The organism is Marinobacter gudaonensis (assembly GCF_900115175.1).
Classification (GTDB): Bacteria; Pseudomonadota; Gammaproteobacteria; order Pseudomonadales; family Oleiphilaceae; genus Marinobacter; species Marinobacter gudaonensis.
On the sequence record NZ_FOYV01000001.1, the window covers coordinates 2708947 to 2725230 of the forward strand.

The 16284-nt window shown below is 58.2% G+C and carries 14 protein-coding genes and 1 tRNA gene; 12 read left to right on the forward strand and 3 right to left on the reverse strand.

All coding sequences use genetic code 11. From position 1 onward, the window contains the following. Window positions 1–30 precede the first annotated feature (30 nt). The 3 genes from BM344_RS12195 to BM344_RS12205 form a co-directional block, all read right to left on the reverse strand. Window positions 31–3777, reverse strand: coding sequence for an autotransporter domain-containing protein (locus tag BM344_RS12195; RefSeq protein WP_139229640.1), 3747 nt, complete (start codon window positions 3775–3777; stop codon window positions 31–33). Window positions 3778–4053: 276 nt separating this feature from the next. Then, window positions 4054–4130: transfer RNA gene (locus tag BM344_RS12200), tRNA-Arg, on the reverse strand. A gap of 90 nt (window positions 4131–4220) precedes the next feature. Then, window positions 4221–4766 carry a YaeQ family protein gene (locus tag BM344_RS12205; protein WP_091990196.1) on the reverse strand — a complete coding sequence of 182 codons (546 nt, stop codon included), beginning with the start codon at window positions 4764–4766 and terminating at the stop codon, window positions 4221–4223. Window positions 4767–4838: 72 nt separating this feature from the next. On the opposite strand from BM344_RS12205, the gene BM344_RS12210 reads away from it, so the two are divergent. The 12 genes from BM344_RS12210 (at window position 4839) to BM344_RS12265 (ending at window position 16231) form a co-directional block, all read left to right on the forward strand. Further along, on the forward strand, window positions 4839–5198 hold the full coding sequence (locus BM344_RS12210; RefSeq protein WP_091990199.1) for a CidA/LrgA family protein: 360 nt from the start codon (window positions 4839–4841) through the stop codon (window positions 5196–5198). Next, the gene (locus tag BM344_RS12215; protein ID WP_091990202.1) at window positions 5191–5913 is read left to right on the forward strand and encodes an LrgB family protein; all 723 of its coding nucleotides are present in this window, start codon (window positions 5191–5193) and stop codon (window positions 5911–5913) included. Before BM344_RS12210 ends, BM344_RS12215 begins: the two co-directional genes overlap by 8 nt. 156 nt (window positions 5914–6069) lie before the next feature. Further along, on the forward strand, window positions 6070–7632 hold the full coding sequence (locus BM344_RS12220; RefSeq protein ID WP_091990204.1) for an ABC transporter substrate-binding protein: 1563 nt from the start codon (window positions 6070–6072) through the stop codon (window positions 7630–7632). A gap of 77 nt (window positions 7633–7709) precedes the next feature. Beyond that, a complete protein-coding gene (locus BM344_RS12225) occupies window positions 7710–8759 on the forward strand; it encodes an ABC transporter permease (protein WP_091990207.1) in 1050 nt (349 codons plus the stop codon). After that, a complete protein-coding gene (locus BM344_RS12230) occupies window positions 8756–9688 on the forward strand; it encodes an ABC transporter permease (protein WP_091990209.1) in 933 nt (310 codons plus the stop codon). The genes BM344_RS12225 and BM344_RS12230 overlap by 4 nt, the downstream gene beginning before the upstream one ends. Before the next feature lie 4 nt (window positions 9689–9692). Beyond that, window positions 9693–10691, forward strand: a complete 999-nt coding sequence (locus BM344_RS12235; RefSeq protein WP_091990212.1) for an ABC transporter ATP-binding protein — start codon at window positions 9693–9695, stop codon at window positions 10689–10691. After that, window positions 10688–11698 (forward strand): ABC transporter ATP-binding protein, encoded by a 1011-nt coding sequence (locus tag BM344_RS12240; RefSeq protein ID WP_091990215.1) that lies wholly within the window; start codon window positions 10688–10690, stop codon window positions 11696–11698. The genes BM344_RS12235 and BM344_RS12240 overlap by 4 nt, the downstream gene beginning before the upstream one ends. 75 nt (window positions 11699–11773) lie before the next feature. Continuing rightward, window positions 11774–12691: a LysR family transcriptional regulator gene (locus BM344_RS12245; RefSeq protein ID WP_091990218.1), complete on the forward strand. Its 918-nt coding sequence runs from the start codon at window positions 11774–11776 to the stop codon at window positions 12689–12691. After that, window positions 12681–13976, forward strand: coding sequence for a Xaa-Pro dipeptidase (pepQ, locus tag BM344_RS12250; protein ID WP_091990221.1), 1296 nt, complete (start codon window positions 12681–12683; stop codon window positions 13974–13976). The genes BM344_RS12245 and pepQ overlap by 11 nt, the downstream gene beginning before the upstream one ends. A gap of 98 nt (window positions 13977–14074) precedes the next feature. Then, complete coding sequence (locus tag BM344_RS12255; protein WP_091990224.1) at window positions 14075–14281, forward strand: bacterioferritin-associated ferredoxin; 207 nt, start codon at window positions 14075–14077, stop codon at window positions 14279–14281. A gap of 108 nt (window positions 14282–14389) precedes the next feature. Next, window positions 14390–14863, forward strand: a complete 474-nt coding sequence (gene bfr, locus BM344_RS12260; RefSeq protein WP_091990226.1) for a bacterioferritin — start codon at window positions 14390–14392, stop codon at window positions 14861–14863. Window positions 14864–14872: 9 nt separating this feature from the next. Beyond that, window positions 14873–16231 (forward strand): phosphohexomutase domain-containing protein, encoded by a 1359-nt coding sequence (locus tag BM344_RS12265; protein ID WP_091990229.1) that lies wholly within the window; start codon window positions 14873–14875, stop codon window positions 16229–16231. Window positions 16232–16284 lie beyond the last annotated feature (53 nt).

The window sequence follows — 16284 nt, forward strand, 5'->3', positions numbered from 1 at the left end:
CACATTGTGTCAGGTGCCACTCAATGCGCTTTAAAATCTGTAGTTATAGGTGAGCGCGACGGTGTCATTGTCGTAACCTTTTTTGTACTGACCTGAGTAATCAAATTTGACGGAGTGGCTTCCGCTCTCGGAGGTGTAGCCAAGACCAGCGCCGTAATCCACACTGAAACGTTCCGGGGTTCCGCCTTTGCCGGAAATTCTTGCTGTGTTATTCGCCAGGCCACCACTGATGTTCGGGTTGTCCGTGCTCAAGTCATAATTGGCACCGAGGATAAATATGGGAGAAAGAGCGCCTTTTTTCAGTCTGAATTCTCGGGTAAATACGGCACTTTGAGACGCCGTGAAGGTATCAATCCGGCTGCCGCCTATGGATAGATTATCGCTGCCAGCGCCGGTTTCGGTATAGCCGCCGTTATCAACCCGCACCCAGGACAAGGAGGATTTTGGCAGCAACAGCCATCCATAAAAACCCAGTGGCACCGAATAGGAAATGTCGGAAAAAAGCACGTCTGAGCTGTAGTCTGCCATGGCCAGCCGACCGTTGCTGGACAGGCGTTGGCTGCTCGTTTCCGAACGTCCGGCGCCTATGCTCCAGTCAACCAGCTGGTAGATTCTATCGCCAATGTTGTGTGAGCCGGAAAGGGCTGCGAGAAACAGATCTGTTTCACCGTTATCCCCGCTAACAGTATTAAAATCCATGTCTGTGTTGGTGTAGGAGAAAGAAACACCGAGGGACTGCAGGCCTCTTCTCTGATCAATTTGATTGGTATATCCAATCGTAATGTTGTCGATGGTGGCATCGTAACCACTGCCGTTATTGCCGTCTTTGTTGGTGTCACCAAGAGACACTTTGCCCCAGAAAGAGGGAGTCGAAGCTGCGAACAGCGAACTGCCACCGTTCGTGCCTGTACCCTGGTCGCCCTCTGTTGGCTCTGGCTTGGTTTGATCTGTACCTTCTTTGCTTTCCTGGTTCTTTTTAGTTGCTCCCTCGTAAACGTCGTTCATGGTGTCTTGCATCAATTCCCTGTCGTCTGCGGTGTTTTGCTTCCGCGCTTCCCTGGCCTTCATGACGTCTGCGTTTTTTTCTTGCACGCGCTGTGCTGATTCCTGTCTTAGCTTTTCAATCTCTTCACGTGTAGCTTGCGACTCCTTGCCACTCATCGTGTCATAGAGCTCAGTGTCTTCTGTAATGATTCGTTCGTCGTGAATGGTTTCTGACTCTGTTGTTGTATAGAGCTTCGCTGACGTGGTTCCCTCCAGATACTTGGTCGCAGAGGGGCCTTCCAGGCTGATTGCGTCGGAAGAGCTGGTTCTGTAGGTGGTAGTGAAAGAGTAGGAATACAGCTTGTACTTGATGAGTTTTTTAACGCTGGAGACGATGTCCTCGGTACTGGAGCTGGTTTTATTAAAAACCTTTTCAAGCTCCTTAACCAAATCCGTATTGTCAGACCCACCCGATCTGGCGGCGGCGGTCAGTATCACGTCCGAATTTGCATCTACCTGCACGCCGTAATCCACTGACATGGTGTCGGCCACGTTATATTTGGCAATATCGTCGGCTGAACCCGTACCAGCATTGGTGTCAATCAGGGTGAGGCTGCCGCTGGTAAACCCCGGGTTCGGTAGGATCGTTATGGGGTTGGTGGCATCCACCTGACCCATGGCTGCGGCATTAATGACGGTATTGTCCGTGTAGGAGCTGCTTCGCAGGTCGATACCACTAAGCGTGTTACCGCCCAGTTCCGCAGTGCCTCCGCCGGTCAGGGTCAGGGTATCGGCGAGACTGAGAAGACCGTTGTTGGTAAAGCTGTTCTGTGCCTTTGCGGTCAGCGCTCCGGACGTTCTGAACCGGGTCCCAGAGCTCACTGTGAAGCCATAGGCCGCCAGATCGTTGCCAAACGTGGTTTCGCCGGAACTGATCGTGATCGATTGCAACTCATTTCCACCTATGACGCCCAGCGTGCCATTCACCGAATTCGTGCCCGAAAAAGTCAGGTCACCGGTATTGTCAAGATCGGTTTCAAGAGCGCCGCTGAAGGTCGAGCCCGAGAACGCGACGGTTGGGGCGTTGGTCAATGCCATGGTTGTGGTAATGACATCGCCGCCGAACGACGCTGTACCACCGGTATTACCATTGATATTGATGGCATTGGCGAACACGTTGCCGCCGAAAGACGCCGTTGCGGCACTGCCTACGTCAACATTGAGGGCGTTGAGCCGCAATGCATCAGCGCCAATATCGCCGCTGACCAGTTCGGTATCGATCGTGGTTTGATCGAAGTCGAGGGTCCCCTGGCCGTTGGCGGAGGTGGTTACCGAACCGATGATTCTTTGGTCCGCGTTGATATTGGCGGTGGCCGAATCGGTAAAGTTGAGAGTACCGGTCGCATTACCTGAGAACTCTGTCGTACCGGTGCCGCTGAGATTGATAGTGTTGGCCGCAACGGTACCGCCAAACGTACTGGTGAAACCGTTGGTGGTTGCCACATTCACCGTCGAAAGTCCGTTGGTCGCGCCGATGTCGCCGGTAATCAGGGTAAAATCACCGGTGGGTGCGGCGAAATTCAGCGTGCCTTCACCGGCCGTGGCGGCGGTTACAGACCCGGTCAACAATCGATCAGAACCCAGGTTAACGGTAGAGGAGTTGCCATCCGCGAAGATGACGTTGCCCGTTGTTGCACCACTAAAATTGGCAATGCCTGTTCCATCCACATTGATGGTGGTCGCGTCGAGAACATCTGAGAATGTAACGGTGCCCGGCCCGCCAACAATGTTGATGGTTTGGGCATCGACGCGACCGCCGAAGGTGGATACAACTCCGCCGGTAAGGCTGGTCGCGACATTAACGGCCGACAATTCCTGTGTTGAGGAGCCCACGGTGCCGCTGACCAGCGTAGTGTTGGAGAAGGCCGGGTCAAAAAAGACGGTGCCTTCACCGTCCGCAGCCGCAGAAATAGTACCGGTCAAGCCGGCATCGGGACCGAAGAAGGCCTGGGCCGTATTGCCTGTCGCAAAGTTGAGGTTGCCCGTCACATCATTGGCAAAACCCGCAGCAGCCGAACCATTAAAAGTGATGCTGCCGGAGCCAACATTGACCGTGTCATTGAAAGTAACATTGGTGGCATTGCCAAGGCTGATGGAGTCCAGGGCAGCGGAGCTACCGATCGCCTGACCGAAAATAACGCCATTCAACCCGCCATCGGTATTGGTAACTGATAACGAAGTATTGTCGCTGAGTGCTGTGGCATCAATAACGGCATCAATCAGCAGGTTTTCGTTGTTGGCGGTATCCACCGTCATGTTGACGGTTGAGCCGGCTCCGTTGCCCAGATTTATGTCGATAGGAGAGATACCGCCAAAGGAACCGAGCACATTTCCCTGAAAAGTAACGCCGTCATCTATGGCATTGATGATCAGGTTGTCGTTCGGGTCCGCTGAATCGAAAAGAATGTCGTCAGCAAAAATAACCCCATTGGCGGGACCCGAAGTATCAATGTTGAGGGTGAAGCTTCCTATCGGATCAAAGAAGTCTTTAGTAACTGAGGGGGTCGAAATGCTTCCATCCCCCAAAGTCAAACCATCACCCTCTAAACTGCTGTCTATTGTTACGGTGATATCACCCGCCGTTGAGTACTGAAGTCCGCTACTATCATCGGCTGTGACGGTTTCGCCATCCCCGACGGGAGTCGCTTGTGCACCCATGGCCACCATGGCGACCGCGATGGCTTGCGCCAGTTTGCTAACAGGAAAAAAAACGCTAGACGGGAGTTTGTTCAAAGGGATCACCATAATATATATGAAATATTTATTTATAATTTATGGATATATATGGCGACGATATTATCGCAGAAGAATCTGGTTAGTTGACTAAATATCAGGCCGGGCGCGCGTTCACGAGACTGGTGGAAAATGAGGGGGCGCGGGTGGTGAGAAAACAGGGCTTATTGAGGAGCGAAAAATTGGGACGGGCAAGCAGGTCAGATGCACCATTGATAAAATCTGGATCCTGCCAATCAAAAAAGGCCCGCGCTCTCACGCAGGCCTTTCAAATAATGGCGCGCCCGATAGGATTCGAACCTATGACCTTTGCCTCCGGAGGGCAACGCTCTATCCAGCTGAGCTACGGGCGCTTCGAGCACGGCGAGGGCTCGCCGATTTCGAGTGCGCAATCTTACGTGCGAAGCTCGCCGCTGTCCAGCCCCCGCGGGCAAGTCGCCGGCTCAGGTTTCATGCAGTTGTGGTTCGGGTGTGATTGAGGCCAGGCTGGTGTCGTTGCTGAAGGTCACTTCGCCGTCCTGGATGGTCACCTGAAAGGCCATGGAGCGCCCGGCCAGGGCGGTAAGCGCTTCGGTGCCTTCCCCAGGGAGGTGAACAATGCGGAGGTTGTCGAAGCGCTCCAGCTTGCCATGATGTTTGTCCCACCACACCGTAAAGGCGCGGTCGCCGTAGGTGTAGAGGATCACCTGCGCTGCCTTGTTGCAGGCTTTCCGCACCCGGTCTTCCTCGGGTAACCCCAGCTCGATCCAGAGCTCAATCTCGCCGGTCAGGTCCTTCTGCCAGAGTTCCGGTTCGTCATCGGTACTCAGGCCACGGGTGAATTCCAGGGAGTCGCTGGCGTTCAGGGCGAAGGCCAGCAGTCGCAGCATCATTCGCTGGTCGGTCTCCGACGGGTGCTGGGCCAGGGTCAGATGGTGGTCGGCGTAGTAGTGGCGGTCCATGTCGGCGATGTTGAGGGTCGCTTTCAGAACGGTTGCTTTGAGCGCCATGGGCTTCCTGCGATGGTATCGTGGTGGGAGTTTGGCTAGTGTAATGCAATTCTCTCCGTTGGATGTAAGTGCATGCCGCTGTTGCGTGGTTTTCTGGTTCTGGTGCTGTTTTTCATACTCGGCGAATCCGTGCGCCTACTGTTGGCGCTCCCGGTCAGTGGTGGCGTGCTCGGGATGGTGCTGATTACCTTTACTTTGATGGTGAAGGGCAGCGTGAGCGATGCGCTGGCAACGGCCAGCCAGGGGCTGATTTCGGTGCTGGTGCTGCTGATCATGCCGGGCGTGGTCGGGGTGTTTTTTACCGCCAGTCAGTTCTCCGGGCAGTGGCTGGCGGTGGCCGCGGCGCTGTTGCTGGGGACCCTGCTCAGCGTGCTGACCACCCTGTTGCTGATGAAGTGGGTAACGGCTCGGGGAGTGTCAGAACGTGAGTGAACTTCTTGCGCGCGCCCAGGCGCTGCTGGATGTGCTGGCGGCAACCCCGATTCTGGCCATCGGCCTGACGCTTGGTGCGTTCTTTGCCGGGAATTGGCTGTTCAGCCGCTTTGGCAGGCCCGTGTGGCTGCCGCCTGTGGTGCTCGCCGCCTGTCTGCTGGCGGGTGTGATTGCGGTCCTGGCGATTGACTACGAGGAATACCGGCAGGGCGCCCAGTGGCTCACCGTGTTGCTGGGGCCTGCCACCGTGGCCCTGGGCATTCCGCTGTACCAGCAAATGCACCATATCCGTGCCATGTGGCGCCCGATTCTGGTCACTCTGCCGTTCGCCGCTACCATGGCCGCCGTCTACGCCCTGGTCATCGGCTGGGCCCTGGGCGCCACGCCGGAGGTGCTGGCGTCGCTGGCGCCCAAGTCGGTAACGGCACCCATTGCCATTGGCATTACCGAACAGCTGGGTGGTTCGGTGCCCCTGATGATGGGTGGCCTGTTGATCACCGGCGTGGTGGCAACCCTCTTCGTTGACCTGTTCGCCCGACTGTTGCCGGTGAACGACGAACGGATTCTGGGCTTCGCCCTGGGCCTCAATGGCCATGCCATAGGAACTGCGCGCGCGTTTGAAATCAGCCCTGCCGCTGGCGCATTTGCGTCACTGGGTATGGGGCTCACCGGGGTGTTCACCGCTTTGATTCTGCCTCTCGTTTTCAGGTTATAACCCTGCGCTAAATCGGGTCATTCACCTGGCGTATAGCCCCTTGTCGTAATTTCGATTGCCCTACGTGGTTTCCGAGACTAGCGTGTTGGCCAGGCATTCGGCGCCGTTCTGCGCCGATGTTCCGTGAAAATTCTTAAAACAGCGACGGAAAACGCGATGAAAAAACTGATAGCAGCATTTGTCGGTTCCATGGCCCTGGCAACGGCGCCGGTAGCCCTGTCTGCCGAGGCAACCAAGGAACTGAAGATGGCGTACGACGCCGACCCCGTGACCCTCGATATTCATGAGCAGCTGTCTGGCGGCATGCTGCAGCTCAGCCACATGACCTTCGACCCGCTGATTCGCTGGACTTCGGATCTGCAGTTCGAGCCGCGCCTGGCCAAGAGCTGGGAACGCATCGATGAGAACACCATGCGTTTCAAGCTCAGAGAAGGGGTGAAATTCCATTCCGGCAATGAGCTGACCGCCAAGGACGTGAAGTTCACTTTTGAGCGTCTCAAGCAGAGCCCCGATTACAAGGCGATTTTCCAGCCGTTCAGCGAGCTCAAGGTGATCGACGACTACACCTTCGAGCTGGTCACCAAAGAGCCTTACCCGCTGTTGCTGAACACCGCCACTTACATCTTCCCCATGGACAGCGAGTTCTATACCGGTAAAACCGAGGGCGGCAAGGACAAGAGTGCCATCGTCAAGCACGGCAATTCCTACGCCTCTGAGAACCTTTCCGGTACCGGCCCCTACGTCATCACCGATCGTCAGCAGGGCGTGCGCGTGGAGTTCGAGCGGTTTGATGGTTACTGGGATACCGAATCCCCGGGTAACGTAGGCAAGATCACGCTGACACCGATCAAGGAAAACGCCACCCGGGTATCGGCGCTGCTGTCTGGCGGTGTGGACTTTATCGCCCCGGTGCCGCCCAACGATCTGGAGCGGATTCGCAAGGACAAGAACGTCAACCTGGTCACCATGAGCGGTACCCGCATCATTCTGTTCCATATGAACCAGGAGCGTGTGGAAGCCTTCAAGAACCCGAAGGTTCGCCAGGCGATTGCCTACGCCGTCAATCAGGAAGGTATTGCGGCCAAGATCATGAAAGGCTTTGCTACTCCGGCTGCACAGATGTCGCCGGAAGGCTACCAGGGCCACAACCCGTCCCTGACACCACGCTTTGATGTGGCCAAGGCTCAGCAGCTGATGAAAGAAGCCGGCTACGAGGATGGCTTCACCATCACCATGATGGCGCCGAACAACCGCTACGTGAACGACGACAAGATCGCCCAGGCGGTAGCGGCCATGCTGGCGCGCATCAACATCAAGGTGGACCTGAAGACCCTGCCGAAGGCCCAGTACTGGCCGGAGTATGACAACCGCGCTGCGGACATGATGATGATCGGCTGGCACGCCGACACCGAGGACTCCGCCAACTTCTTCGAGTTCCTGACCTTCTGCCCGAATGCCGAAACCGGAGCCGGCCAGTACAACGCCGGTAACTACTGCAACCCGGAGATCGACGCGCTGGTGAACAAGGCCAACGTCGAGACCGATCTGGATAAGCGCGCGGCCATGCTCAAGGAAGTGGAACAGCGCCTGTACGAAGATGCGGCTTTCATTCCGCTGCACTGGCAGGACCTGGCCTGGGCGTCCAAGAAGAACGTGAACATTGAGCCGGTGCTCAACGTCATGAACTTCCCTTACCTGGGTGACCTGGTCATCGAGTAATTGCCTTTGATGGCCGGCCGGCGCTGGAGTGATCCGGCGCCGGCCGTTTGTTTGCAAGCCTTATCCGGACACTTTCCATGCTAGCGTTTTTGGTTCAGCGGATTTCCCAGGCGGTTCTGGTCATGTTTGTGATCAGCGTGATCGCCTTTGCCATTCAGGACGGCCTCGGGGACCCGCTTCAGGAAATGGTGGGTATGTCCGTCTCCGAGGAGGAGCGGGAAGCCATTCGTGAGGAGCTCGGTCTGAACGACCCGATGCTGGTGCAATACCTGCGATTTGCGGGCAATGCGCTGCAGGGCGACCTGGGCAACTCCTATTTCTACAGCAAGCCGACCCTGGAGGTGATCGCCGAACATCTGCCGGCGACCCTGGAGCTGGTGATTGGTGCCAGCCTCATTATCGTGTTTCTGTCCGTGCCTATCGGTGTCTACGCCGCAATCCGGCCCCAGGCATGGCTCTCCAAATTCTTCATGGGTGTCAGCACCGTGGGGATATCCATCCCGGTGTTCCTGACGGCCATTGTGTTGATCCAGCTGTTCTCCATCGGTGTGACGGTGAACTGGTTTCCGTCGGATACCGGCTGGGGGCAATGGCTGAACGACTTCTTTTCCACCGAGGGCGGGCTGCCGTCCTACGGGCGGGGTGATGAGCTCACCCATCTGTTCGGCACCTGGGAATCCGGGTTTTTCTCAAGCGGCGGGCTGATGCACCTGGTTCTGCCGTCGGTCTCCCTGGCCTCAATCATGCTGCCACTGTTCATCCGCCTGATCCGGGCCGAGATGATGGAAGTGCTGCAGAGCGATTACATCCGCTACGCCCGGGCCAAGGGGCTCAGTGCCGGTCGCATCAACTTCCTGCACGCGCTCAAAAACACCATGCTGCCGGTGATCACCGTGGGTGGCGTGCAGATCGGCATCATGGTGGCTTACACCATCCTCACGGAGACCGTGTTCCAGTGGCCGGGCGTGGGATTGATGTTCCTGGAGGCCATCACCCGCAGTGACATTCCGCTGATCGTGGCTTATCTGATGGTGGTGGGCCTGATTTTCGTGATCACCAACACCCTGGTGGATCTGATCTACGGTCTGGTGAACCCCACCGTCAAACTGACAGGAAAGAAAGCATGACAACGGCAACGGTTTCCCGCTGGGGCCGCTTCCGCGAGTCCTTTTTCTGGTACAGCTTCAAGCGCGACAAGGTGGCCGTTGCCAGCTTTGCCGTGTTGCTGCTGATGGTGCTGGCCGCCATTTTTGCGCCGCTGCTGGCTCCCACCGACCCCTACGATCTGGCACAGATCAACATCATGAACTCTGAGCTGCCCCCGGTGGGTATGAGCGGAGCGGATCCTGCCTTTCCTCTGGGCACCGACGCCCAGGGCCGGGACCTGCTCTCGACCATCCTCTACGGCACCCGGGTGTCCCTGATGATCGGCTTTGGTGCGGTGGTCCTGCAGGCGTTTCTGGGCATTCTGTTCGGCCTGATGGCCGGTTACCTGGGTGGTAAGGTGGACGCGGTACTGATGCGCATTGCGGACGTTCAGCTGTCGTTCTCCACGCTGATGGTGGCCATTATCGTGGGCGCCGTGTTCAAGGCCAGCTTCGGTAACCTGATGTTTGGCGAGATTGCCATCTACATGCTGATCTTCATCATCGGCGTTGCTGAATGGCCGCAGATTGCCCGAACCGTTCGGGCTTCGGTGCTGGCGGAAAAAAAGAAAGAATATGTGGATGCCGCCAAGGTGATGGGCTTTGGTACCCGGAGGATCATGTTCCGGCACATCCTGCCCAACACATTGTCGCCGATCTTTGTGATTGCCACCGTCCAGATTGCCAATGCGATTATCTCCGAGGCGGCCCTGTCGTTCCTGGGCCTCGGCATGCCGGAAACCCAGCCGTCGCTTGGGTCGCTGATCAAGTCCGGTTTTGACTACATCCAGAGCGGCTCCTGGTGGATCACCCTGATCCCCGGCCTGGTGCTGGTGGTGCTCGTGCTGGTTATCAATTTGTTGGGTGACTGGTTGCGGGATGTGATGAACCCACGGCTGTACAAGGGGTAACACCATGGCACTGTTGGAAGTAAAAGATCTGGATGTGCGTTTTGCGGTGCGTGGTGGCGACCTGACCGCGCTTCGCGGCATCAGTTTCTCTCTGGACAAGGGCGAACGTCTGGGCCTGGTAGGCGAGTCCGGTGCCGGTAAATCGGTGGCGGCGTTCTCGATCCTGAACCTGATCGCCAAACCGGGCTACATCGCCGGCGGCCAGATCCTGTTCGAAGGCCGGGACCTGGCTGCCATGAGCGAGCGGGAGCTACGTAAAATCCGCGGCAACCGCATTGCCATGATCTTCCAGGACCCGATGATGACCCTGAACCCGGTGCTCACCATCGGCACCCAGATGGTGGAAGCCATTCTTGCCCATCGGAAGATTAGCAAGAAAGAGGCCCGGGCCATTGCCCTGGACCGGCTGCAGAAGGTGCAGATTCCTTCGCCGGAGAAGCGGCTGGATCAGTACCCCCATGAATTGTCCGGGGGTATGCGCCAGCGGGTGATTATTGCCATCGCGCTGTTGCTGGACCCGGAAATCATCATCGCGGACGAGCCCACCACCGCCCTGGATGTGACCATTCAGGCGGAGATCATGGACCTGCTGCTGAACCTGTGCGAGCAGGAGAATGTGGCGCTGATGCTGATCACCCACGATCTGGGCGTGGTCTCCCAGGTTACCCAGCGCATGCTGGTTATGTACTCCGGCCGCATCATCGAGCAGGGGCCGACCCGGGAAATCATCAACGACGCCCAGCACCCTTACACTCAGGGACTGATCAACGCGCTGCCCCAGATGGGTGAGCCCGGTCAGCGGCTGTTCCAGATTCCCGGATCCATGCCATCCCTGAAGAACGTGCCCTCGGGCTGTCCGTTCCATCCCCGCTGCAACTTCGCCACCGAGCAGTGCAAGCAGGCGATGCCGGAGTATGTCCGTTCGGGCAATGTAAATGTGGCCTGTTACGAAGTTGCCAACCTGATTGAGCAGGAGAAACGCATGCAGGAGGCCGAATCATGACCTCCCCCCTGGTAAGTATTCGCGGTCTTGAGAAGCGCTTTGATCTGTCCGGCAGCCTGCTGGAGCAAATCACCTTCGAGGGTGGTCGCTTCCGACGCAAACAGGAGGCGGTTCATGCCATCAACGGCGTGGATCTGGATGTGCAGAAGGGTGAGGCCCTGTGTGTGGTGGGCGAATCCGGCTGTGGCAAGTCCACCGTGGCCCGCACCGTGATGGGCTTGCTGTCGCCCAGCGCTGGCGAGATCCACTACGATGGCCAGCGCATCGACAACCTGGAGCGGAAGGATTCATTGCCCTACCGGCGCAAGATGCAGATGATCTTCCAGAATCCATACGCCTCCCTGAACCCGCGCATGACCATCCAGCAGACCCTGGAGGAGCCGATCCGATTCCACCACCCGGACTGGTCGCCGGCCCAGGTGCGCGACAAGATCCACGAGGTGATGCACTCGGTGGGCATTGATCCGGATTGGGGCAGTCGCTTTGGCCACGAGTTTTCCGGTGGCCAGCGCCAGCGCATCGCCATTGCTCGCGCCCTGGCAGTGGATCCCGAATTCATCGTGGCTGACGAGCCGATCTCGGCTCTGGACGTGTCGATTCAGGCCCAGGTGCTGAACCTGCTGATGGACGCCCAGGAAAGCCGTGGGCTCACGTATCTGTTCATTACCCACGATCTGGCGGTGGTGGAGCATTTTGGCACACGGGTGGCGGTGATGTACCTGGGGCGGGTGTGCGAGCTGGCGGACACGAAAACGCTGTTTTCCGCGCCCCGGCATCCCTACACCCAGGCGCTGCTGTCCGCGATTCCGAAGCTGGAGGATGACCGGCCCAACCACATCCGCCTGAAAGGGGAAGTGCCCACACCGGTGAACCTGCCATCCGGCTGCGTCTTTCATGGGCGTTGCCCCTACGCTAACGAGCGCTGCCGGCAGGAGGTTCCGCAACTGATAACCACCGATGCCGGTACCCAGGTTGCCTGCCATGCGGTGGACGAGGGCAGGTTGTAAAGGCGCTGCTGCGATAGGCTATGATGCCAGCAACTGCTCTGGCATCAATACGACGACACCTCCTCAGGTAAACCCATGGAAGTACGCTGGTTGGAAGATTTTCTGGCGCTGGCCCGCACGCGCCATTTCTCACGTGCCGCCGAATTGCAGCACGTGAGTCAGCCTACGTTCAGTCGCCGGATAAAGCTGCTGGAAGAGTCCATGGGCAGTACGCTGGTCAACCGTCAGACACTGCCGCTCTCGCTGACGCCAGCGGGAGAGATATTCCGTGAGCTGTGCGAGCGGATTACCCGGGATGTTCGCGACACCCACGATCGTATTTCAGCCCTGGAAGCAGAGGTCTCCGCCAGAATCAGCGTTGGCTCTACCCAGGGCCTGTTTTCGCACTTTTACCAGGGCTGGGCGAAAGATGCGGGTATTGCGGAACGGCTGCAACTGAATCTGAACGCCACCAGCTGGGTGGGCGAGCAGTTCCTCGAAGCCCTCGACGGTGGCGAATGCGATCTGGTGCTGTGTTACTGGCACCCGGATCTGCCCTGGGGCGGACGGCTGACCGTAGACACCTACCAATGGCTGGTACTGGCGCGCGAATCACTGGTCCCGGTCAGCGTGGCAGATGATCACGGCCAGCCCCGCTTTGCCTTGCCGGGCCTTCCCGACCAGCCGGTTCCGCTGATTGCGTACCACAGGCGTGGTTTCCTGCAGTCGGCCATTGAGGGCCATCTTGCTCGTCATGGCCTGAGCGCCAATCTGCTGCCCCTGAACGAAAATACCCAGTCCGCCAGTATCAAGGCGCTGGTCAAACAGGGATTCGGAATGGGCTGGTTGCCACGTCGCATGACCGAGAAAAGCGAGCAGTTCGGCAGTCTGGTGCGTGCCGGTGATGAACGCTGGGACGTGCCCCTGGAAATCCGTCTGATCCGTCTGCAGGAACCCCGCTCCGAGGATCTGCGGGCGCTCTGGAAAACACTGGAAGATGTCTATGTCTCATGAAGCGCTGTTGTCACTGCAAAACGATCACCTGCGCGAATTGCAGAGCCGGTACGAGTCGGCATTGGCAGACCACGGCTACGACAGCCTGCTGATTGCTTCCGGTGCCGCGCCCTACCGCTATGGCGATGATCAGGCCTGGCATTTTCAGGGCTTCGGGCCGTTTCTGCACTGGACGGGACTGGCCGGGCGCGAGCACTGCTGGCTTTGGGTTCGGGTCGGTCACAAACCGATACTCTGGCTGTTTGAGCCGGTCGACTTCTGGCACGCAAACCCAACGCTTTCGGAAGAACCCTGGCAGGAGTTCATTGAGGTGCGTAGCAGCGCCTCGCCCGAGGCACCGGTGCTGGATGATCCCGGCAGCCTGGCGGTGATTGGCGACCCGGCCCTGGTCGTCGGTCTGCCCGGCGATGCCAACCCGGAAGGGCTTTTGCGGGAGCTGGACGAAACCCGCGTGCGCAAGACCCGTTACGAAATCGAATGTCTGGCAGAGGCGAACAGGCGGGCGCTCGTGGGTCACGCCGCCACTCGGGAGGCTTTCCTGGCAGGCGAAAGCGAGTTTGGTATCAGTCTGGCTTACCAGCGCGCCACCCTCCAGCGGGAGGTCGACGCACCCTACCACAGTATCATTGGCCTGAATGAACATGCCGGTACCCTGCATTACCAGTACTACGATACCCGGCCACCTGCCCAACCCCGCAGTCTGCTGATCGATGCCGGGGTCCGTTTCCGGGGCTATTGCTCCGACATCACGCGCACCACTGCCGGGCCCGGCGAGCCGCACTTTGCGGCTCTGGTTCAGGGTCTGGAGCGACTGCAGACCCGGCTTTGCGACATGGTGGCCCCCGGGGTCGATTACATCGATATCCATCGCAAGGCCCACCAGGGAATTGCAGCCCTGCTTTCGTCAGCCGGGCTGGTAACCGGGATGGCCGATCAAGACATCGTTGACCGGGGTATCACCCGGGCCTTCTTTCCCCACGGTGTCGGGCATTTGCTGGGTGTTCAGGTACACGATGTGGCCGGCAAGCCAACGCCCGCTCCGGCGGACGCACCGTTTTTACGCCTGACCCGCAGACTGGAGCCGGGGATGGTGGTGACCATAGAACCGGGGCTTTACTTCATTCCCTCACTGCTTGATCCCCTGATGGACGGCGAGCCAGGCCGGTTCCTGAATAAGGAGCTGATCGCGCAGCTCAGGGGCTGTGGCGGTATTCGAATCGAGGATAATGTGGTTGTGACGGAGGCCGGACGACGCAATCTGACGAGGGACGAGACAACGGACTGAAACACTCCGTTGCACAAATTTGATACAAAGGGCTTGCAATTCCAGATGTGAATAACAATAATTCTTACTAACTATTACAGCGTTGGTGAGTCAATTTTATGTACGTCTGCCTTTGCCACGGGGTTACCGACCGGGAAATTCGCGAAGCGGCTGAAAACGGCGTGTCCTCCATGCGCCAGCTGGGTAAGGAGCTGGGTGTGGGCACTCAATGCGGGCGCTGCGCCTGCACCGCGCGGGAGATCCTTCGCGAGAGCCGTTCCACGGATTATCTGGCTCTCGCCAACCTGCTGGCCCAGCCCGCCTGATAGTCATCCCCATTGCCAATTGCGACCTTTTTACAGGCGCGGTTTTTTATCTGCCCGTAACCGTCTATCCTTGTAATTTCAGGTAGCTAACACACAAGGAAAACGGTTATGAAAGGCGATAAAAAAGTCATCCAGTACCTCAATCGGGCTCTTGCCAACGAGCTGACTGCCATCAACCAGTATTTCCTGCATTCCCGAATGTACAAGGACTGGGGTATCACCAAGCTCGCCGACAAAGAGTACGAAGAATCCATTGATGAGATGAAGCACGCCGACGAGCTGATCGAGCGCATCCTGTTCCTCGAGGGTCTGCCCAACCTGCAGGATCTGAACAAGCTGCTGATCGGTGAGAACGTGGAAGAGATGCTCCAGTGCGATCTGAAACTGGAACTGGCCGGCCACGCCGATTACGTGGAAGCGGTGGCCTACTGCGACGAAGTGAAGGACTACGCGTCCCGGGAGCTGTTCCGCCGCATCCTCGAAAGCGAGGAAGAGCACATCGACTGGCTGGAAACCCAGCTCGAAATGATTTCCCAGATGGGTATCCAGAACTACATCCAGCTCCAGTCCGCCGCGGAGTAAGCCCAGACAATGGACCTGTCCTGCTTCAAGGCATACGACCTGCGTGGTCGTGTGCCTGACCAGCTCAACCCCGTTCTTGCCGAGAAAATCGGCCGCGCCTACGTCGAAATCACCGGCGCCAGAAAAGTCATTGTCGGTTACGACATCCGCCTCTCCAGCCCCGACATTGCCGAGGCGCTGAGCTCGGGCCTGATGGCCGCCGGGGCCGATGTCTTTGACATTGGCCTGTGCGGTACCGAGCAGGTGTACTTCGCCACCAGCCACTATCAGATGGACGGTGGCATCATGGTCACGGCCAGCCACAACCCGAAAGACCACAACGGCATGAAAATGGTCGGCCCCCAATCCCGGCCCATCAGTTCCGACAACGGCCTGAACGATATCCGGGATCGGGTATTGGAACCCTTCGCCGATGCACCGGAGCAGGGCCGGTATGAGCCGCTGGAGGTGATGAGCGCCTACGTGGATCATCTCCTGGGCTACATTGATGCTGCCTCTCTCAGCCCCATGACCATCGTCTGCAACGCCGGTAACGGCGGTGCCGGCCTGGTGATCGACGAGCTTGAGCAGCACCTGCCCTTTGAATTCGTGAAAGTGCACCATCAGCCAGACGGTCATTTTCCCAATGGTGTGCCCAATCCCATCCTTTCGGAAAACCGCACCGCCACGGCCGATGCGGTGATCGAACAGGGCGCCGCCATGGGTATCGCCTGGGATGGCGATTACGACCGCTGCTTCTTCTTCGACGAAAACGGTCGCTTCATCGAGGGCTACTACATTGTCGGCCTGCTGGCGGACCAGTTCCTGCGCAAGACCGGTGGTGGCAAGGTTATCCACGACCCCAGGCTGACCTGGAACACGATAGACCTGGTCCGGGCCGCCGGTGGCCAAGCCATCGAAAGCAAAACCGGCCACGCCTTCATCAAGCAGCGCATGCGCGACGAAGACGCCGTTTACGGTGGCGAAATGAGTGCCCACCATTACTTCCGGGATTTCGCCTACTGCGACAGCGGCATGATTCCCTGGCTGCTGGTTGCCGAACGCCTGTGCCAGTCCGGCCAGACCCTGTCGTCACTGATCGACGCAAGAATTGATGCCTACCCGGCCAGCGGTGAAATCAACCGCACCATCGACAATCCGCCCAAGGTTATCGCGGCGATCGAGGCCAAATACAGCGTCGGCGCCAAGAGCGTCAGCCACGTGGACGGCGTGAGCATCGAATTTGACGACTGGCGCTTCAACCTCCGGATGTCCAACACCGAACCGGTTGTGCGGCTGAATGTTGAATCAAGGGCGAATATTCCGTTGATGGAAGAGAAGACGGAAGAACTGTTGGCTGAAATGCAGAGGCTGAACGAAGAGGGCTAGCACTGAAGCCCGGGGCCGGTCGGCGCGGTTCCCCTTCCTGAAACTGTGCGGAG

What these genes read in the sequence shown, in the direction of transcription:
- BM344_RS12205 (WP_091990196.1), bottom strand. Translation starts at nt 4,766, where the DNA reads ATGGCGCTCAAAGCAACCGTTCTGAAAGCGACCCTCAACATCGCCGAC.
- BM344_RS12210 (WP_091990199.1), top strand. Translation starts at nt 4,839, where the DNA reads ATGCCGCTGTTGCGTGGTTTTCTGGTTCTGGTGCTGTTTTTCATACTC.
- BM344_RS12220 (WP_091990204.1), top strand. Translation starts at nt 6,070, where the DNA reads ATGAAAAAACTGATAGCAGCATTTGTCGGTTCCATGGCCCTGGCAACG.
- BM344_RS12225 (WP_091990207.1), top strand. Translation starts at nt 7,710, where the DNA reads ATGCTAGCGTTTTTGGTTCAGCGGATTTCCCAGGCGGTTCTGGTCATG.
- BM344_RS12230 (WP_091990209.1), top strand. Translation starts at nt 8,756, where the DNA reads ATGACAACGGCAACGGTTTCCCGCTGGGGCCGCTTCCGCGAGTCCTTT.
- BM344_RS12235 (WP_091990212.1), top strand. Translation starts at nt 9,693, where the DNA reads ATGGCACTGTTGGAAGTAAAAGATCTGGATGTGCGTTTTGCGGTGCGT.
- BM344_RS12240 (WP_091990215.1), top strand. Translation starts at nt 10,688, where the DNA reads ATGACCTCCCCCCTGGTAAGTATTCGCGGTCTTGAGAAGCGCTTTGAT.
- BM344_RS12245 (WP_091990218.1), top strand. Translation starts at nt 11,774, where the DNA reads ATGGAAGTACGCTGGTTGGAAGATTTTCTGGCGCTGGCCCGCACGCGC.
- pepQ (WP_091990221.1), top strand. Translation starts at nt 12,681, where the DNA reads ATGTCTCATGAAGCGCTGTTGTCACTGCAAAACGATCACCTGCGCGAA.
- BM344_RS12255 (WP_091990224.1), top strand. Translation starts at nt 14,075, where the DNA reads ATGTACGTCTGCCTTTGCCACGGGGTTACCGACCGGGAAATTCGCGAA.
- bfr (WP_091990226.1), top strand. Translation starts at nt 14,390, where the DNA reads ATGAAAGGCGATAAAAAAGTCATCCAGTACCTCAATCGGGCTCTTGCC.
- BM344_RS12265 (WP_091990229.1), top strand. Translation starts at nt 14,873, where the DNA reads ATGGACCTGTCCTGCTTCAAGGCATACGACCTGCGTGGTCGTGTGCCT.